The sequence below is a fragment of the Pseudomonas endophytica genome (genome assembly GCF_001411475.1).
GTDB classification, from domain to species: Bacteria; Pseudomonadota; Gammaproteobacteria; order Pseudomonadales; family Pseudomonadaceae; genus Aquipseudomonas; species Aquipseudomonas endophytica.
Genome location: NZ_LLWH01000181.1, coordinates 1 through 18,909 on the forward strand (window position 1 = coordinate 1; position 18,909 = coordinate 18,909).

General features: G+C 56.7%; 14 protein-coding genes. 8 read left to right on the plus strand and 6 right to left on the minus strand.

Annotated elements, in window-relative coordinates; genetic code table 11:
* From AQS70_RS15155 to AQS70_RS15165, 3 genes are all read left to right on the plus strand, one after another.
* Positions 1 to 413: RNA polymerase sigma factor (locus AQS70_RS15155; protein ID WP_055103587.1), on the plus strand; the 413-nt coding region annotated here is incomplete at its 5' end.
* Complete coding sequence (locus tag AQS70_RS15160) at positions 410 to 1,360, plus strand: FecR family protein (protein ID WP_055103588.1); 951 nt, start codon at positions 410 to 412, stop codon at positions 1,358 to 1,360. The genes AQS70_RS15155 and AQS70_RS15160, both read left to right, overlap by 4 nt.
* A gap of 120 nt (positions 1,361 to 1,480) precedes the next feature.
* Positions 1,481 to 4,033, plus strand: coding sequence for a TonB-dependent receptor (locus AQS70_RS15165; protein WP_055103589.1), 2,553 nt, complete (start codon positions 1,481 to 1,483; stop codon positions 4,031 to 4,033).
* A 93-nt stretch (positions 4,034 to 4,126) separates the two neighbouring features.
* On the opposite strand, the gene AQS70_RS15170 is transcribed toward AQS70_RS15165, so the two are convergent.
* The 6 genes from AQS70_RS15170 to AQS70_RS15195 all read right to left on the minus strand — a co-directional run bounded on the left by AQS70_RS15170 (position 4,127) and on the right by AQS70_RS15195 (position 8,488).
* On the minus strand, positions 4,127 to 4,438 hold the full coding sequence (locus tag AQS70_RS15170) for a ribbon-helix-helix domain-containing protein (RefSeq protein ID WP_055103590.1): 312 nt from the start codon (positions 4,436 to 4,438) through the stop codon (positions 4,127 to 4,129).
* A gap of 15 nt (positions 4,439 to 4,453) precedes the next feature.
* Entirely contained in the window at positions 4,454 to 5,035 is a 582-nt protein-coding gene (locus tag AQS70_RS15175) for a DJ-1/PfpI family protein (protein ID WP_055103591.1), read from the minus strand.
* Positions 5,036 to 5,152: 117 nt separating this feature from the next.
* Positions 5,153 to 6,370, minus strand: a complete 1,218-nt coding sequence (locus AQS70_RS15180) for a class I SAM-dependent methyltransferase (RefSeq protein ID WP_055103614.1) — start codon at positions 6,368 to 6,370, stop codon at positions 5,153 to 5,155.
* A 107-nt stretch (positions 6,371 to 6,477) separates the two neighbouring features.
* Positions 6,478 to 7,092 carry a TPM domain-containing protein gene (locus AQS70_RS15185; protein ID WP_055103592.1) on the minus strand — a complete coding sequence of 205 codons (615 nt, stop codon included), beginning with the start codon at positions 7,090 to 7,092 and terminating at the stop codon, positions 6,478 to 6,480.
* A 29-nt stretch (positions 7,093 to 7,121) separates the two neighbouring features.
* Entirely contained in the window at positions 7,122 to 7,817 is a 696-nt protein-coding gene (locus AQS70_RS24200) for a TPM domain-containing protein (protein ID WP_055103615.1), read from the minus strand.
* Between the two features lie 62 nt (positions 7,818 to 7,879).
* Complete coding sequence (locus tag AQS70_RS15195) at positions 7,880 to 8,488, minus strand: LemA family protein (RefSeq protein ID WP_055103593.1); 609 nt, start codon at positions 8,486 to 8,488, stop codon at positions 7,880 to 7,882.
* A 267-nt stretch (positions 8,489 to 8,755) separates the two neighbouring features.
* Here AQS70_RS15195 and bglX point away from each other — a divergent pair, with 267 nt between their 5' ends.
* The 5 genes from bglX to codA all read left to right on the plus strand — a co-directional run bounded on the left by bglX (position 8,756) and on the right by codA (position 18,821).
* The gene (gene bglX / locus AQS70_RS15200; RefSeq protein ID WP_055103594.1) at positions 8,756 to 11,047 is read left to right on the plus strand and encodes a beta-glucosidase BglX; all 2,292 of its coding nucleotides are present in this window, start codon (positions 8,756 to 8,758) and stop codon (positions 11,045 to 11,047) included.
* Between the two features lie 734 nt (positions 11,048 to 11,781).
* Entirely contained in the window at positions 11,782 to 14,655 is a 2,874-nt protein-coding gene (locus AQS70_RS15205) for a ribonucleoside-diphosphate reductase subunit alpha (protein ID WP_055103595.1), read from the plus strand.
* 457 nt (positions 14,656 to 15,112) lie between these two features.
* A complete protein-coding gene (gene codB / locus AQS70_RS15210; RefSeq protein WP_055103596.1) occupies positions 15,113 to 16,363 on the plus strand; it encodes a cytosine permease in 1,251 nt (416 codons plus the stop codon).
* Positions 16,360 to 17,583, plus strand: a complete 1,224-nt coding sequence (locus tag AQS70_RS15215; RefSeq protein ID WP_055103597.1) for a PucR family transcriptional regulator — start codon at positions 16,360 to 16,362, stop codon at positions 17,581 to 17,583. Before codB ends, AQS70_RS15215 begins: the two co-directional genes overlap by 4 nt.
* Positions 17,580 to 18,821: a cytosine deaminase gene (gene codA / locus AQS70_RS15220; RefSeq protein WP_055103598.1), complete on the plus strand. Its 1,242-nt coding sequence runs from the start codon at positions 17,580 to 17,582 to the stop codon at positions 18,819 to 18,821. The genes AQS70_RS15215 and codA overlap by 4 nt, the downstream gene beginning before the upstream one ends.
* The last annotated feature ends 88 nt before the right edge of the window (positions 18,822 to 18,909 follow it).

An 18,909-nucleotide genomic window follows, 5' to 3' on the forward strand; every position in this document is an offset into this window, starting at 1 on the left:
TCACGCAGTGGCTGGGGTATCAAGACCGGGCCAAGGTCGAACAACCCCGGGCGTTTTTGTTCCAAGTGGCGCGCAATCTATTGCGCGATCACTGGCGCCGTCAGCAGGTTCGACACACCGCGCACGATCCGTACACCGAGCCTGCCACCGAGCCCTTAAGCGATGAGAGGGATGACCCAATGGTCGCTGCGCAGCGCTTGCAACGCCTCGAGCAGCTCAAAATCGTTCTGGCAGAACTCCCCCCAAGACGCCGCGAAGCCCTTATCCTGCACCGTTTTGAAGGTTTGAGTCAGGCGCAAATAGCCAAACGCATGGGGATCTCCATTAGCATGGTCGAAAAGCACATCGCCTTGGCCTTGTTGCACTGCAAGCAGCATTTACAACGGGTTAACGGTAAGGAACAGCCAGAATGAGCCCTTCTCAGCCGACCGACATCGACAGCATCGACGCCCAAGCCGCACAGTGGTTTACCCGTAATCGCGGCCCAAACAGCGACCAAACGCAGCAGCAGTTTCAAGCGTGGTACGCCCACCCGGCCCATGCCCAGGCGTACAACGACTTTGAGGCATTGTGGGCTGACCTGGGCCAACTTGAGCAACTGAACGCGCCAGCCCCTTTGCCCATCCAAAAGCCTGCGCGCAAACGCTACGCTTTTGCTATAGCAACCGCTGCCGCCATTGTGTGCGCGGTCTTCGCGCTTAACCTCGGGGCGCCCGTCCCGCTCTATCAAACCCAAGTGGCAACCCAAGATCAGGCCGGACAAACCCTGCACCTACCCGACGGCAGCACGCTGAACGTTAACGCCAACACCCAGTTGCGCATCGAGTTCACGCCCCACGCGCGCACTGTTTATTTGGATCAAGGCCAGTTCTACATCGAGGTTGCCCCCAATAAAGAACAGCCGCTGGTGGTGCAGGCTGGCGAGGCGCAGATAAAAGTGGTGGGCACAGGTTTTGATGTGCGCCGCAGCCAGCATCAGTTAGACGTCAGCGTCGCCCACGGCAAAGTGGCGTTCATAGCGAATGCGCGCACCCAGGCCTTGCTCGGCGCTCAACAACAAGCCACCTACCAGTACGCCAAAGGCTCGCTGCAAGAACACACCCTCAACGCTAACGAAGTGGGCAGCTGGCGCACCGGCCACTTGTCATTTCGTCAGCGGGATCTGGCCAGCTTGGTCGACGAACTTAACTTGTACCGACCGGGCGTGATTGAACTGGCTAGCGGCCCTCTTGAGCACTACAAGGTCTCGGGCAATCTCAACACCGCGGATCCGCTGGCGCTGGTCAAGGCTTTACCCGCCTTGATACCGGTCAAAACCGTGCTGCTGGACAGCGGAAAAATCCGTATCGAACCGCGCTGAAAAAATATATGCGAATATTTTGCATTCGCATATGCGGTTTTTCCTACATGCTGCGTCTTCCCCCGGTCTGCGTTGTTAACGCACGTCTTTTTGGCCTTTGTGGCCGCACTGGGGGATTTCATGTTTCGCGCACCACATCACTTCTCGCACCTCTGCACTCGCCAAAGCTTACTCGCCGCGTGCATGACGTTCAGCGTGTACGCCCATGCCGAGTCGATCCAACTGCAACTGCCAGCGCAATCGCTGGCCAGTTCGTTAAGTGACATCGCGCAGCAAGCGAACATCGCCTTACTGTTCGACGAAGCGCTGCTGCGCAACCTCAAAGCCCCAGCGCTGAGCGGTAGCTACAGCCCGCAAGACGCCATTAACCAACTGCTCAAAGGCACCGATTTCAATCTGATCCAAGTGGATAACACCTATGTCGTGCGAGCCAAGACGCAAGGCACCACCACCAGCAACAGCCTAGAACTGAGCGCATTGAGCGTGGTGGGTAGCGGTAACGAAGTCGACTCCAGCAACGTCGGCAAATCGACCATGACCCAAACCGAAATCAATCGTTACCAAGCCAATAACATTCCCAGCTTGCTGACCACCTTGCCGGGTATCTACTTGGGCGGTTCGCTCAAACCCGGTGGCCAAACCATCAATATCTGGGGTTTGGGTGAAGCCGAAGACGTACAACTGACCGTCGATGGCGCGACCAAAAGCGGTTTTGAGCGTTACATGCAAGGCACGATCTTTGTCGAGCCCGAGTTGATCAAGCGCTTAGAAGTTGAAAAAGGCCCACACGACGTGCGCACCGGCAATGGCGGCTTTGCCGGTGCCGTACGGATGATCACCAAAGATGCGCCCGACCTGCTCGAGGAGGGCAAAAATGTCGGCGCCATGCTCAAGTACGGTTACAGCAGCAACGATCACCAACAGGTCTACAGCGGGGCCGCCTATGGCCGAACCGACGATGGCCGCGCGGATGCCCTGGTGTATTACACCAAGCGCGATGGCGACGACATGAAACTGGCAGGCCATCTGCCCGACCCAAGAAACGCCTACCCGATCAACCCCAAGCGGCTGCCCAACACGGCTCAGGACTTGGACGCACAACTGGTCAAAGTGAACCTGCACTTCAACCCTGAGCACAGCCTGGGAATGACCTATTCACACGTCAACAATGACCTGTGGGTGCCCTTTTCGGCCATCAGCTACCCGGCGCCGCCCAGCCAAGCCAACATCGACAGATACGGCTATGAAGGCGCTACCCGGCGCTTCTTGTCCAACCGCTCAACCGTCGACACGACGTGGTCGAGCAAATACACCTACGAGCCGATCGACAATCCGCTGATCAACTTAGAGGTCAAACTGTCGCACTCCAAAACCGAGCAGACGGACGAACGCGGCGAGCAAGCGTTTTTCCAGCCCGCCAGCGGCGGTCGCAAAATGGAAACTGCCTACACCGACGACATGCTCCAGGTCGAAAACGTCAGCCTGATTGCCACCGGCCCGCTTGACCATGCAGTCACCACCGGCGTGCAATTTCGCAAACACTCGCGTGACGTCGACATGTGGATGCCGGGGCCAACCTATGAAGTCGAAAAATACAATTACGGCCACTATCAGCCAGGCTTTATGCCCAAGGGCAAGGTCGACACCCACAGCGCCTATGTTCAAGACGCCATCACCTGGGGCGACTTCACACTGACCCCGTCGATCCGCTATGACCATGTGCGCAACCGTGGCCAAGAAAACGACGCGCCGCTCTATAACCAAGCCGATTTAGGCCACGACTACAGCGATAAAACCTACACAGGCTGGTCGCCGCGACTGTCAGCCTTTTGGAAGGTCACCTCAAACACTGCATTGTTTGTCGACTACAGCAAAACCTGGCGTGCGCCGGTGATCGACGAGCAGTATGAAGTGCAAGGCACGGGGAACCGCACCACCTCCAGCCGGCATCTAGACCCGGAACGCATCACCGGCTGGCGCGCAGGCAACATCACCAATTTTGATCATATTTTTACCGACAGCGACCACGCACTGATCCGTACAACCTTGTTCCGCAACAAAATCGACGATGAAATTTTCAAAGCCACAGGGGTCGGTTGTGCCCAGCAAACCTCTGCGGGGGGAATGTCCGACCAATGTGCAGGCCTGCTGCCCATGTCCAATTACCGCAACATCGGCAGCCTGACCATCAAAGGCTTTGAAGTGGAGAGCTTCTACGACTCAACCTACGTCTTTGGCTCATTGTCGTACACATGGATGACAGGCAAACATGAAGGCGCCTACACCAACCCTTGGGGGCCTGATGTCTGGGCACGGGACATTCCGGCACCAAAATGGATTGCCGTGTTAGGTACAAAAATTCCGAGTTTGGATGCTCGTGTCGGCTGGAAAGGCGAGTTCGTGCGCAAAACTGACCGGTTGCCGAGCGATAACTACGGTGCTGGCCCGCTGACTGCATTGGGCGATAGTTACTACGATCAATACGCCAACAATGGCTATAACGTGCACGGCCTGTTTGCTGACTGGAAACTTCAGCAGCCGTACCTCAAAGGCACGCAAGTCAACTTCACCGTGGACAACCTGTTTAACAAAAGCTATCGCCCAATGCTCAGTGGAGACAACGCCTACAGCCAAGGGCGCAATGCGAAAGTCAGCGTGACCCGGTTCTTCTGACTCATCTAGACCTGGCTGAGAGATGCCGCAGGCTGCGATCTTTTGATCTTCAAAAGATCGCAGCCTGCGGTGTTGCTCCTACGGTTTCATGACTTATGCATGACCGATCTGACGCGCAACGACAGTCAACTCCGGTACCTGTGCCCGACGCTGACTCAAATAGCGCGTACAACTGACCCGCAAGAACGACGCGAAGTTGATCACCTCGCCGCGATAATCCATCACCTCCTCATACAGCTTGGCCACCAATTGATTGGTGGTCATGCCATCGGCTTCAGCAATTTCGGCGAGGATGTCCCAAAACTGGTTTTCCAGGCGCAACGTGGTGACCACGCCACAGATACGCATTGAGCGCGAACGCGATTCATACAAAATCGGATCGGCTTTTACATAGAGCTCGCACATGGTCACACCCTCTTCTTACAACGTGATCTGCGTGCCCAGCAAACCAAGGAAAGCCGCGAGCCATGTCGGATGTGCTGGCCAAGCGGGGGCCGTGGCCAAATTGCCCTGCACATGGGCTTGGGTCACGTCGATGTCAATGTAAGTGCCACCCGCCAGACGCACTTCTGGGGCGCAGGCTGGATACGCACTGCATTCACGGTTCTTGAGCGTACCTGCCGCTGCAAGCAATTGCGCGCCATGGCACACCGCGGCAATCGGTTTACCCGCACTGTCGAAATCGCGCACCAGCTGCAAAACCTTTTCGTTCAAGCGCAGGTATTCCGGTGCACGGCCACCTGGCACCACCAGCGCGTCATAATCGCTGGCCTTAACTTTGTCGAAATCAAAATTCAGGGCAAACAGATGGCCAGGTTTTTCGCTGTAGGTCTGGTCGCCTTCAAAATCATGGATCGCAGTGCGAACGGTCTGACCGGCGGTTTTACCTGGGCACACCGCGTGCACGTGATGACCTACCATCAGCAGGGCCTGAAACGGCACCATGATTTCGTAGTCTTCGACGTAATCGCCAGCCAGAATCAGAATCTTCTTCGCCGCCATAGTGCGTGCTCCTTGAGGGTTGAACCTTGGGCCAGTAAGAGTAGCCAAGGTAAACCCTAAGCGCCCGGGTAGGTAATAGCCAAATACTACGTACCCGACCGAGCGCTTCTTACACGCTTACTTCAACAAACCATCTGCCTTAAGCAACGTTTCAAGGCAGTGCTCTTGAATGCTGTAGAACGCCTTGAGCGCCTGAATCTTCTCCAACAACTGCGCCGGATCTTGAGGTTCGGTGCGCTTGACCGCGAGGATCATCTTGTTTTTGTTGGTGTGTTCCAGCGAGATGAACTCAAACACCTTGGTTTCATAGCCGCAAGCTTCAAGGTACAAGGCACGCAAGCTGTCGGTGACCATCTCGGCCTGCTGACCCAAGTGCAAACCGTATTGCAGCATGGGTTTGAGCAGTGTCGGACTCTGGATTTGCAGACGAATCTGCTTATGGCAGCACGGCGAACACATGATGATCGCCGCCCCGGAACGGATGCCCATATGAATCGCATAGTCAGTGGCTATGTCACAGGCGTGCAGCGCGATCATCACGTCAATCGGGCTCGGTGCAAAACTGCGCACGTCGCCATGCTGAAAACTCAGGCCCGGATGCTCTAAGCGCTGAGCGGCGTTGTTGCACAACGTGACCATGTCTTCACGCAACTCAACCCCAGTGACCAGCCCTTGCGCTTGCAAGCCGTGACGCAGGTAATCGTGAATGGCGAAGGTTAAATAGCCCTTGCCCGAACCAAAGTCCACCACCTTGACCGGCTGATCCAACGTGAGCGGCGAGCTGCTCAATGCATGGGAAAACACCTCAATAAACTTGTTGATCTGCTTCCACTTGCGCGACATCGCCGGGATCAATTCTTGCTGCTTATTGGTGACCCCAAGATCTGCCAAAAAGGGCCGTGTCAGGTCCAAAAAGCGATTTTTCTCACGGTTATGCTCAGCCGACGGCACTTCGCGCGCGTGCTGGCTCTTGCCTTTAAACAGCGAGCTTTTACCCTTTTTGCTGTACTCCAACTGCACTTCGTCAGTCAGCGTTAGCAAATGCGCGTTCTTGAAGGCTTCGGGCAACAACTCGGCAATCGTCACCAGCGCCTCGTCGAGCGGCAAATTCTTAGTGATGTCACGGGTTTTATAGCGATAAACAAACGACAGACAAGGCTGATCCTTGACCGTGACCTGCTTGATGATAATGCGCTGCAACTCGCTTTGCGGCCCGACATACTTGGCCAGCACCAGCTTGATAAACGAGTTTTGCGCCAGACCGGTTTCCAGCAGGTTCAAAAATTGCGCACGATGATCCGGCACAGACGGGGCGGTGGTAGCAGTGACTGACATTGAAAAAGGTGCCTCGAGGGACGCAGGAGGGGGAATCAGAAAATCAATGGCGGCCATTTTAGGCGTGTTGGCCGCCGGGGGCACGGAGTTATTTCAGGTTGCCACGATTACAACACCACCAACCGATTCGGTAATTGATTACGCGTTTGGGTTTTCGGCACGTGTTTTTCCAGCAGTTCAGCACTCGCTTCAATGCAGGCGACGAAGCCTTGGGCGGTGTGACCTAAGGCTACGCGGCGGACGAAGTCGCTGACGATGCTGCCCCAGTCGCTGTTGTCCAAGTGTTGCGAGATGCCTTCATCGACGATGATTTCGACGTAGCGCTCCGCCTCACTGACAAAAATCAGTACCCCGGTTCGATCTTGGGTGTGGTGCAGTTTTTGCTCCAGAAACTGCCGCCGTGCCAAGTTGCTGGCGCGCCAGTGACGAACGCGCGCGGGGATCATAAAGGTGGTCAGCACCGGGATACGGAAGATCAAGCTGAGAAAAACAAAGGTGGCCCATTGCAGCATGAGCAGTGAATAGATCGTCAAGCCGCTGTTTAAAAAGTGCACCAGCGCGGGCACTACCAAGGCGATCAAGCTGGCCCAAAGTAACGGGATGTAGCTGTAATCGTCGGCACGCGGTGCGAGGACGGTGACGATTTCTGCGTCGGTGCGCTGTTCGGCGCGGGTCACGGCCTCTTCAACCTGCCGTTTTTGCTCTTGCGTGAGTAAAGCCATAAGTGTCAGTGCCCGTTTAGAAAGTTGAATTACCAGCCACCCGAAGCGCCGCCGCCGCCAAAGCTGCCGCCGCCACCCCGAAAACCACCCCCGCCGCCACGGCCATAGCCTCCCCCACCAAAGCCGCCGGAACGCGATCCACCGCCTCCGCCCGAGTTGCATATGCCTAAAACTTGGCAAGCCGCGACCACTACCACGAACAGCAAAAATAGCAGTAGCACCACACCGGGGTGTTCGGCCATAAAGTCATCGCCGCCACCCTGGCCGCCGGCATAGGCGGGCTCAGCCAACGGTGTACCGCCCAGCACGTGGAGCATGGCCGTTGCGCCGTCGCTAATGCCTTGGCTGAAGTGGCCCGCTTTAAATGCCGGGGTAATCACTTGGTTAATGATCACCGAGGATTGAGCGTCGGTCAGGCGGTCTTCCAGGCCATAGCCCACTTCGATTCGCAGTTTGCGGTCATCACGGGCGACGATCAGCAGTGCCCCGTTGTTGTCATCCTTCTGGCCGATGCCCCACGCGCGGCCCAATTGATAACCGAAGTCCTCAATGGGAACGCCTTGTAGGTTCGGCACGGTGACCACCACCACCTGCTCGCCCGTGGCTTTTTCATGGGCTTCTAACGTTTGGGTCAGTTGCTGACGGGTGCTGGGGTCGAGCATCTGAGCCTCATCCACCACTCGCCCGCTCAATGTCGGAAAAGTCAGCGCTTGTGCGGTGGTCATTAATAGCCACAGCAGCAGACCAATGCTCAGTCTTAAGGCGCGCGGTGGTGGCTGCCGAATTATCAAAACTTAACCTCTGGGGCTTTATCGGCACCCGGCGTGGTGGCTTCGAATGTAGGGCGAATCGGCAAATCGCTGTACATCACCGAATGCCACAGGCGACCCGGAAAGGTGCGAATTTCGGTGTTGTAGCGCTCAACCGCAAGAATAAAGTCCCGGCGGGCCACGCTGATGCGGTTTTCGGTGCCTTCAAGTTGTGACTGCAACGACAGGAAGTTTTGGTTGGACTTAAGGTCGGGGTAACGCTCAGACACCACCATCAGTCGGCTCAAAGCACCCGTTAGTTGGTTTTGTGCGTCTTGGAACTGCTTAAGCTTTTCGGGGTTGTCCAAGGTGCTGGCATCGACTTGAATCGAGGTTGCCTTGGCCCGCGCCTCAATCACCGCGGTGAGCGTCGCCTGTTCGTGCTTAGCGGCGCCCTTAACTGTCTCAACCAAGTTTGGGATCAAGTCCGCACGCCGCTGGTACTGGTTCTGCACTTGCGACCACGCCGCCTTGACCTGCTCATCTAGGGTTGGGATGGTGTTGATCCCGCAGCCCGCCAGCACGCTGCTAAGGGCCAGCATTACAATCACTTTCCAACCCATCTGTGTTGCGCTCTGTGTGTGCATGCGTCTGACACTCCGTTTTTATGTCCACTGCGTTTATTGACCCCGCTTACCCCCTAATGACTCCCCCAGCGCTTTCGAATATCTCCCGCGACCACTGGATTGCGCACGGCGAATCAGCTAAAAGACTGCTTCTTGCGCAGGAATATTCCTCTTTAAAGATAGGACATGTCTTTAAGTTAAGTAGTCTGTGCGCCTTTCCAAAACAGTATCGCTACGAAAGCGCGGGCCTTCCTTCGCGTTGACCGAGCGGCCGCGTAGAAGAATCTCATGAGAAACCTGTGTTTGCTGGGCGTCGCTATCAGCCTGGCCAGTCACTCGGTGTGGGCCCAAACCCCGAACATCCCGCTCCCTTCTAAAGAAGTGTTTGTCGCTGACTTGATGAAGCAGATGACTGAAGCTGAAAAAATCGGCCAGTTACGCCTCATCAGTATTGCCACCGATATGCCCCGCGAGATGATCCGCAAAGAAATTGCCGCTGGGCGCATTGGCGGCACGTTCAACTCGGTGACGCGTGACGAAAACCGGCCGATGCAAGACGCCGCCATGCGCAGCCGCTTAAAGATCCCGATGTTTTTTGCGTACGACGTGATCCACGGCCATCGCACTATTTTCCCGATCAGCCTTGGGCTGGCAGCCACGTGGGACCTCGACGCGATTGCCCTGAGCGGCCGTGTTTCGGCTAAGGAAGCCAGCGCTGACGGCATCGACATGACCTTTGCGCCCATGGTCGACATTGCCCGCGACCCACGCTGGGGTCGGACCTCAGAAGGGTTTGGCGAAGACACCTACTTAGTCTCACGCATCGCCACGGTCATGGTTAACGCCTATCAAGGTGTTTCGCCCGCCTTGCCTGGCAACATCATGGCCAGCTTTAAACACTTCGCACTGTATGGCGCTGTCGAAGGCGGACGTGACTACAACATTGTCGACATGAGCCCAATACGCATGTTCCAAGATTACTTGCCGCCTTATCACGCGGCGGTTAAGGCCGACGCTGGCGGAGTGATGGTTGCCCTGAACTCGATCAATGGCGTGCCGGCCACCTCGAATCTGTGGCTGATGCAAGACCTGCTGCGCAAAGACTGGGGCTTCAAAGGGGTCGCGATCAGTGATCACGGGGCGATTCAGGAGCTGATCAAACACGGCGTGGCCAAAGACAGCCGCGAAGCCGCCAAGCTGGCAATCAAGGCCGGTATCGACATGAGCATGAACGACAAAGCGTATGGCGAACAATTGCCGGGGCTGTTGAAGTCCGGCGAAGTGCCGCAAAGCGATCTAGACAATGCGGTGCGCGAAGTGCTTGGGGCTAAATACGACATGGGGCTATTCGCTGACCCGTACCTGCGCATCGGTAAGGCTGAAGATGATCCGGCCAACACCAACGCCGAAAACCGTCTGCACCGCCAAGAAGCCCGCGAGGTCGCCCGCAAAAGTCTGGTGCTGCTGAAAAACCAGTCGCACACCCTGCCACTTAATAAGCAAACGCGGATTGCGCTGGTCGGCCCGCTGGCCAACTCCAAAATCGACATGCTGGGCAGTTGGTCCGGTGCCGGGGTGCCCGCGCAATCGGTGACCGTGTATGAAGGGCTGCAAAAGGCAATGGGCCAGCAAGGCTCGGTCACTTACGCCCGAGGCGCCAACGTCAGTGACGACCCAAAAATCGCCGAGTACTTAAATCACCTCAACTCTGATGCGCTCGAAGTGCTCAACGACCCGCGACCCGCACAGCAAATGATCGACGAAGCGGTTAAGGCAGCGCAGCAATCCGATGTGGTCGTGGCCGTGGTCGGCGAGTCACGTGGCATGTCACACGAGTCATCAAGCCGCACCACGCTGGATATTCCACAGAGCCAGCGCACGCTGATTACCGCGCTTAAAGCAACGGGTAAGCCGTTGGTGCTGGTATTGATGAACGGCCGCCCGCTGTCTATCGAACATGAACAGGAGCAAGCAGATGCTGTGCTGGAAACTTGGTTCAGCGGCACCGAGGGCGGCCATGCGATTGCTGACGTCCTATTCGGTGACTACAACCCTTCCGGCAAACTGCCTATCACCTTCCCACGCTCTGTTGGGCAGATTCCGAGCTATTACAGCCACCTGAGTATTGGTCGGCCTTTTACGCCAGGTAAACCGGGTAATTACACCTCGCAATACTTCGACGCCGAAAACTCACCGCTGTACCCGTTCGGCTTCGGCTTGAGCTACACCGATTTCAGCCTGTCGCCGATCACGCTTTCGGCCAAAACGTTAAACGCGGGCGGCACGCTGACCGCCAGCGTCACGCTGAAAAACACCGGCCAGCGTGATGGCGAAACAGTGGTTCAGCTGTACCTGCGCGACGTCACCGCCTCCATGAGCCGCCCGGTCAAAGAATTGAAGAACTTTCAAAAAATCATGCTCAAAGCCGGGGAACAACGGGTCGTGCAGTTCGACATTACCGAGAACGACCTGAAGTTCTACAACGCACAGTTGAAGTTCGCCGCCGAACCGGGTGAGTTCGATGTGCAAATCGGCCTAGACTCGCAAAATGTGGAGCACAACAACTTCGAGCTGCTCTAAGCTGGGTCGACGCTTTAACAGGCCACGATCAGCCCCACTTCACGCCTTAACCGAGAAGGTCTGCAACGACCTTTTCGGCTGCTATAAGCGCAATTTCTGCTTGACCTTTCCTATCTTTGCAGCCGTTTTAAAATGCGTTCGGACAGCGCAGTTTTTTGTGTTAGGGTTCGCGCCCTCAAAATTCTGCCGGTGCGATTTACTGCTGAAAAATAGTGACAAGCGGCGCACTCCAGAGCCCATGTGGCCTACACCGTTTCTTAAAGCTTCATACACACTTTACGCACAGAGTTATCCACAGGCGGCCCGTTGCACCCTGCTACTAAAAGGCATATCTTGTATCAAATCTGCCAAAAAACCCTACATATAGGGTTTTAGGGCCAAAACCCAACACCACTCAGATGAGAATTTCAAGCCCTTTTCTCACGCCTGTTGGGTTAAACAAAACACAGTGTTCAGCTGTTCATACCGCGTATGCGTATGGCAACTGCTTTGCAGGGCTATTAGCGAAAAGCGGCCCGGGTGTTGCAGTAAAAAATAGTGTCACCCAAAAGGAATTCGGTTTGAGGCAGCACGCTCAAATCCAGACTTCGGCACGGAAGCGGCTTAACCCCCCCTTTCTGTACGTCCCGAGGTTGTTATGCCCGACTCACCCTCGGTTGTAGTGCTTCAGGACGGAACGGTGGGCACCCAAAAGGTGCCCAAATAAACATAGAGAATGTGGAGACACCCCCCCCATGCAAACCGACACAACTCGCGAGAACTCGCAGGGTACTGATTCCAATCTGGATCTGTCTGCGACCGCGCCAGGCCAATTGCGCGTGATCAAACGTAACGGAACTGTCGTTTCTTACACCGACGACAAGATCACCGTCGCCATCACCAAAGCGTTTCTCGCAGTTGAAGGTGGCAATGCTGCCGCCTCGTCACGTATCCACGACACTGTTGCGCGCCTGACCGAACAAGTCACCGCAACCTTCAAGCGCCGCATGCCTTCGGGCGGCACGATCCACATCGAAGAAATCCAGGACCAAGTAGAACTGGCCCTGATGCGTGCCGGTGAGCAAAAAGTAGCCCGTGACTACGTGATCTATCGTGACTCACGCGCCAAAGAACGCGCCATTCGCGCTCCGGCTGATAACACGGTAGTGGCTCACCCAACCATCCGCATCACCCGCGCCGACGGTACGTTCGCACCGCTAGACATGGCCCGTCTGAACACCATCGTCACCGAAGCCTGTGAAGGTCTGGAAGAAGTTGACGGCGACCTGATCCAGCGCGAAACCCTGAAAAACCTGTACGACGGCGTGGCCCTGAGCGACGTCAACACCGCCTTGGTGATGACCGCCCGTACCTTAGTAGAGCGTGAGCCAAACTACTCGTTCGTGACCGCTCGCCTGCTGATGGACACCCTACGCGCTGAAGGCCTGGGCTTCCTGAACGTTGCCGAAAGCGCCACTCACCACGAAATGGCTGACCTGTACGCCAAGGCGCTGCCTGCTTACATTGCCAAAGGCGTTGAGTTCGACCTGCTGAACCCAGTACTGGCCACCTTCGACCTAGAGAAACTGGGTAAGGCGATCAATCACGAGCGCGATCAGCAGTTCACTTACTTGGGCCTGCAAACCCTGTACGACCGTTACTTTATCCACAAAGATGGCGTGCGTTTTGAACTGCCGCAGATCTTCTTTATGCGCGTGGCCATGGGCCTGGCGATCGAAGAGAAGCAAAAAGAAGAGCGCGCCATCGAGTTCTATAACCTGTTGTCGTCGTTCGACTACATGTCCTCGACCCCAACTCTGTTCAACGCCGGTACTCAGCGTCCTCAGCTCTCCAGCTGCTACCTGACCACCGTGCCAGACGACCTCTCGGGCATCTACCACGCGATCCACGACAACGCCATGCTGTCCAAATTCGCAGGCGGCTTGGGCAACGACTGGACGCCAGTGCGTGCATTGGGCTCGTGGATCAAAGGTACTAACGGCAAATCCCAGGGCGTGGTTCCGTTCCTTAAAGTCGTGAACGACACCGCTGTCGCGGTTAACCAAGGTGGCAAGCGCAAAGGCGCGGTGTGTGCTTACCTCGAAACGTGGCACATGGACATCGAAGAGTTCATCGAGCTGCGTAAAAACACGGGTGATGATCGCCGTCGTACCCACGATATGAACACCGCCAACTGGATCCCAGACCTGTTCATGAAGCGTGTCTTCGATGACGGCAAGTGGACCCTGTTCTCGCCATCGGAAGTGCCAGACCTGCACGACCTGACCGGCAAGGCCTTCGAAGAGCGCTACGAGTACTACGAAGCCCTGACCGAGTACCCAGGCAAGGTCAAGCTGTTCAAGACCATTCAGGCCAAAGACCTGTGGCGCAAAATGCTGTCTATGCTGTTTGAAACCGGCCACCCATGGCTGACCTTCAAAGACCCGTGCAACCTGCGTAGCCCGCAGCAGCACGTGGGCGTGGTACACAGCTCGAACCTGTGCACCGAGATCACCTTGAACACCAACAAGGACGAGATCGCTGTTTGCAACCTGGGTTCGATCAACCTGCCGAACCACATCACCGACGGCAAGTTAGACACCGCCAAGCTCAAGCGCACCATCGACGTGGCCGTGCGTATGCTCGACAACGTGATCGACATCAACTACTACTCGGTGCCGCAAGCGCGTAACTCGAACTTCAAGCATCGCCCTGTGGGCTTGGGGATCATGGGCTTCCAGGACGCGCTGTACCTGCAGCACATTCCTTATGCCTCGCAAGCAGCCGTTGAGTTTGCTGACAAGTCGATGGAAGCGGTCAGCTACTACGCGATCCAAGCGTCTTGCGACTTGGCCGACGAGCGTGGAGCTTACGAGACGTTCCAAGGCTCACTGTGGTCCAAAGGCATCCTGCCGCTGGATTCGCAACAGATCCTGATCGAGCAACGTGGCCAGAAGTACATTGACGTTGACCTGAACGAATCCTTGGACTGGGCACCGGTTCGCGCCCGTGTACAAAAAGGCATTCGTAACTCCAACATCATGGCCATCGCACCGACCGCGACCATCGCCAACATCACCGGCGTTTCGCAGTCGATCGAACCGACGTATCAAAACCTGTACGTGAAATCCAACCTGTCGGGCGAATTCACCGTGATCAACCCGTACTTGGTTCGCGACCTTAAGGCTCGCGGGCTGTGGGACTCGGTCATGATCAACGACCTGAAGTACTACGACGGTTCGGTGCAGCAGATCGAACGCATCCCGCAAGAGCTCAAAGAGCTGTATGCCACCGCGTTTGAAGTTGACACCAAGTGGATCGTTGACGCGGCCAGCCGTCGTCAGAAGTGGATCGACCAGGCACAGTCGCTGAACCTGTACATCGCCGGCGCCTCGGGCAAGAAGCTGGACGTCACCTACCGCATGGCTTGGTACCGTGGCTTGAAAACCACCTACTACCTCCGTGCACTGGCGGCCACCAGCACCGAGAAGTCCACCGTGAACACCGGCAAGCTCAACGCTGTATCGAGCGGCAACAACAGTGAAGACGTAGCAGCAGCGCCAGCAGGCCCGGCCCCCGTGCCAAAAGCCTGCGCGATTGACGAGCCGGATTGCGAAGCCTGCCAATAAGCTGAGTGGCCAGACGGGTTAACCGTCTGCCAAAAACCCCCGTTAAACCCTGGCAACAGTTGGGTTTAACGGGGTTTTTTTTTGTGGGCAGTCCAGCCGAGAAATCCCCGGAGCTGCCGCAGGCTGCGATCTGTTGATCTTCAAAAGCAAAAGATCGCAGCCTGCGGCAGCTCCTACGAGAAACGCCAATGATCTTGCTTTGGCCTTTGATTCTGGTGGTCCTTTTAAACTGAGCCTGCCACCCCGCTAAAACAGTGCACCCGCGCTTCAAAATAAAGCAAAATGCACACCCTAAAAATCAAAAAAACATAGGGTATGTGCACTGTGAACATCTACCGCTATCACTTCTGCCCGCTTTTTATCGTTAGGTTGCCATCGGCCCAAACAGGCCCAGTTATTGCTTTGGCCCACGCAGGCCATGGACCACGGCCAACCCACTAAAGGCGCAGAGATACCCATGAGTTCACACGGTGAGTTTGCGTTGAGTGAAGCACCCAGCAGTGCTCGCAGAGGCTTGATACCGATTTCGATGGTTCTGTTCAGTTTTACCTTCTTCACCGGCACGATGTTCGCGGGCGGCAAGCTGGGCATGGCGTTCAATTTCGTCGATATGCTGTGGATCGCGGCTATCGGTAATGGGCTGCTGGCCCTGTATGCCGCGGCTCTGGCATTGATCGCTGCACGCAGTGGCCTCAACACGGTGCTGATGGGGCGCTTGTGTTTTGGTGAAGCCGGCAGCCGCCTTTCTGACTTTATCCTCGGTTTTGCTGAGCTGGGCTGGTACGCGTGGGGCACGGCAACGGTGGCCATCGTGCTGGTAAAAATGCTCGGCCTGGCCGACGGCTTCACGGCCCCGCTGATGATCGTGTTCGGCTTGGGTTTTAGCATCACCGCGATCATCGGCTTCAAAGGGTTAGATGTGCTGTCGCGAATTTCGGTGCCGTTGATGCTCGGGCTGATGATTGTGTCAATGGTCCTGGCCACCCAGCACGTCGGCGGTTTCAAGGCGCTGGCGGCGATTATCCCGCATGAAACCATGACTTTCTCTGCCGCTATCACCATGGTGTTCGGGACGTTCGCCAGCGGCGCAACCCAAGCCACTAACTGGACGCGCCTGTCACGTAACGGCCGGGTGGCGGTGATCGCCAGTGTGGTCAGCTTTCTGCTCGGGAATGGCCTGATGGTGGTCGCCGGTGCTTGGTGCGCCATCGTTTACCAACAGGCCGACATCGTTGAAGTCCTGATGCTACAAGGCTTGTCGTTCGCCGCAGTGATAATGCTCTGCCTCAATCTGTGGACGATTCAAGGCCCAACCATCTACAACGTGTCAGCTGCTGCCTGCCATTTGGTACGTAGCGAGCGCCGCCGCACGATGACCTTGATCGCCGCCGCTGTTGGCATTGTGCTGGCCATCGGCGGTATGTATGAAATGCTGATTCCGTTTCTGGTGCTACTCGGCTCGATCATCCCGCCCATCGGGGGCGTGATCATGGCTGACTACTGGTATCGCCATCGCGGCAAATACCCGTTGTTGGCCTCGGTCAAATTGCCACGCTACAACCTGCGCGGCTTGTTGTCTTATGCCGTGGGCGCAGGGCTGGCCTACGCCTCGCCTTTGATTGCACCACTGGTCGGGATTGCCGCTTCCGCCCTGTGCTACGTAGTGCTGCTTGAAATCAGCAAACGCCGCACGCAGGAGGTTGCTTGAGCCTGACCGTTGAGGAAATTCTGGCGCTGGCCGGCCTGGAAGAAATGACCGTGCGCGCTGGCGCCAGCAATCTGCACCGCAGCGTGCGTTGGCCGTATGTGGCCGAGAACGAAGGCATTGGCGAGTGGGTCATGGGCGGCGAGTTGGTGTTTGTCACCGGGATCAACCATCCCAGAGATGAAGCCAACTTGTTGCGTCTGGTTCGCGAGGGGGATGCCAGCGGCATTGCTGGGCTGGTGATTCTCACGGGCGAGCCCTTTATTCGGCGCATCCCCGAGGCCGTGGTTGAGCTGGCCGAGCAATATGGCCTGCCGCTGATTGAACAGCCTTACCTGTTGAAGATGGTGATTGTCACGCATCTGATCGGTACTGCGCTGGTACAAATGGCGCAGGCCAAGCGCTCGCGGCATGACATTTTGGCGCAGTTACTTAGCGGCGATTACCCAAGCCTGGCCACCGCGCGCCAGCGCGCAGCGCATTTAAAACTGCCACTCGATGGCCCACGCCGACTGGTGGCTTTGCGCCTGTCAGCGGTCAATGTGCTGTTTGACAACCACGCTGCGGATCACGCCGAACGCTTACTGCAAGACGTTCGCCAAGCGGTTCAGGACTTTCTTGAAGCATGGAGCCGCGCCCTGCCCGAGGCACTGCCGGTGGTCGTTCAGGGGGATTTGTTTATCTTGCTGCTGGCAGACCACGAAAACATTCGGGCAGCGCTGGCGAACCTGTACCGCGACCTGCAATCCATCATCGCCAACATGGCGCTGTTTATGGGGCTGGCGAGCAAGGTTGACGCCTGTGAGGATTACCCCAAGGCGCTCAACCAAGCGCGTCAGGCGTTGGATGTCGCCGAAAATCTACGCCCAACCACTGGCCTTTGTGACTTTAACGAGCTGGGCGTGCTACGCCTGCTGCAAGCCATTGGTGATCGCTCGGTGATCGACCTGTTTGTTAAACAAACCCTCGGACGAATGATCGAGAGCCGCCGCAAGCAACCCAACAGTTTGATCGAAACCCTGGACGCCCTGCTCCAAGAAAACGGCAACGCGCTAAAGGCCGCGCAACGTTTAAGCATCCACCGCAACACCCTGAATCAACGAATTCAACGCATCGAGCAGCTCAGCGGACAATCGCTCGATGACCCACTTTTTCGCATGAACGCTTCGGTTGCCCTGCTGGTATGGCGCATGACCGAAGCCCAACGACAGGATCGAGCATGAACATCATCAACGCCACTTTGCGCAAAACCCCCGGCCTGTACACGGTCAGTTGCGAAGGGGAACGCATCAGTGCAATTACCCTGCAAACGGGTAATGTGCTGGCTCAGCCCGGCGATATTGACGCACAAGGCCAATTGCTAATCGCGCCGCTGGTCGAGCCGCACATCCATTTGGATGCAACCCTTACGGCCGGCCAACCCGAGTGGAACCTCAGCGGCACGTTGTTCGAAGGTATCGAGCGTTGGGCACAGCGCAAAGAAACCATCACCCACGAAGACACCAAGCAACGCGCTCACACCACCATTCGCATGCTGGCCGAACACGGAATTCAGCACGTGCGCACCCACATCGACGTGACGGATCCGACCCTCGGCGCGCTCAAGGCGATGCTTGAAGTGCGTGAAGAGGCGCGGCATCTGATCGACCTGCAAATCGTCGCCTTCCCTCAAGAGGGGATCGAGTCGTATGCCAACGGCCGCGAACTGATGACCCGTGCTGTGGAGATGGGTGCGGACGTGGTCGGCGGTATTCCGCATTTTGAAAACACCCGCGAGCAAGGCGTCAGTTCGATCAAATTTTTGATGGACCTGGCCGAGCACACCGGTTGCTTAGTGGATGTGCATTGCGACGAAACCGATGATCCGCACTCGCGCTTTCTCGAAGTACTCGCCGAAGAAGCTCGCATCCGCGCTATGGGTAGCCGCGTGACGGCCAGCCACACCACGGCGATGGGCTCTTACGACAACGCGTATTGTTCCAAACTGTTTCGTTTGCTCAAGGCGTCGGGCATCAACTTTGTGTCGTGCCCAACCGAAAGCATTCACTTGCAAGGCCGTTTCGACAGCTTTCCAAAACGCCGTGGCGTGACCCGCGTGGCCGAACTTGACCGTGCAGGCATGAACGTCTGCCTGGGCCAAGATTCCATCAAAGACCCGTGGTATCCACTGGGCAACGGCAACATTCTGCGGGTACTGGATGCCGGTCTGCATATCTGCCACATGATGGGTTTTGAAGACTTAAAACGCTGCCTGGACTTAGTTACCGACAACAGCGCCCGCACGCTTAACTTGGGTGAAGGCTATGGCATTGCCGTGGGGCGCCCGGCCAATCTGGTGATTTTGGACGCACAAAGCGACTACGAGGCGGTACGTCGCCAGGCCAAGGCTCGCGTCTCGATCCGGGCCGGTAAAGTGCTGATGACCCGCGTGCCAGAACAGGTTGAGTTCAACGCGGTGTGAGTCTTTAGCCGTCACAGAGGGTTATCGGCCAGCACGCGTTTTACGGCATAATGCGCGCCAGCCGACAACCCGACGTTGGGCCAATCAC

Coding starts and splice junctions, on each gene's coding strand:
- AQS70_RS15160 (WP_055103588.1), top strand. CDS start 410: ATGAGCCCTTCTCAGCCGACCGACATCGACAGCATCGACGCCCAAGCC.
- AQS70_RS15165 (WP_055103589.1), top strand. CDS start 1,481: ATGTTTCGCGCACCACATCACTTCTCGCACCTCTGCACTCGCCAAAGC.
- AQS70_RS15170 (WP_055103590.1), bottom strand. CDS start 4,438: ATGTGCGAGCTCTATGTAAAAGCCGATCCGATTTTGTATGAATCGCGT.
- AQS70_RS15175 (WP_055103591.1), bottom strand. CDS start 5,035: ATGGCGGCGAAGAAGATTCTGATTCTGGCTGGCGATTACGTCGAAGAC.
- AQS70_RS15180 (WP_055103614.1), bottom strand. CDS start 6,370: ATGTCAGTCACTGCTACCACCGCCCCGTCTGTGCCGGATCATCGTGCG.
- AQS70_RS15185 (WP_055103592.1), bottom strand. CDS start 7,092: ATGGCTTTACTCACGCAAGAGCAAAAACGGCAGGTTGAAGAGGCCGTG.
- AQS70_RS24200 (WP_055103615.1), bottom strand. CDS start 7,817: ATGACCACCGCACAAGCGCTGACTTTTCCGACATTGAGCGGGCGAGTG.
- AQS70_RS15195 (WP_055103593.1), bottom strand. CDS start 8,488: ATGCACACACAGAGCGCAACACAGATGGGTTGGAAAGTGATTGTAATG.
- bglX (WP_055103594.1), top strand. CDS start 8,756: ATGAGAAACCTGTGTTTGCTGGGCGTCGCTATCAGCCTGGCCAGTCAC.
- AQS70_RS15205 (WP_055103595.1), top strand. CDS start 11,782: ATGCAAACCGACACAACTCGCGAGAACTCGCAGGGTACTGATTCCAAT.
- codB (WP_055103596.1), top strand. CDS start 15,113: ATGAGTTCACACGGTGAGTTTGCGTTGAGTGAAGCACCCAGCAGTGCT.
- codA (WP_055103598.1), top strand. CDS start 17,580: ATGAACATCATCAACGCCACTTTGCGCAAAACCCCCGGCCTGTACACG.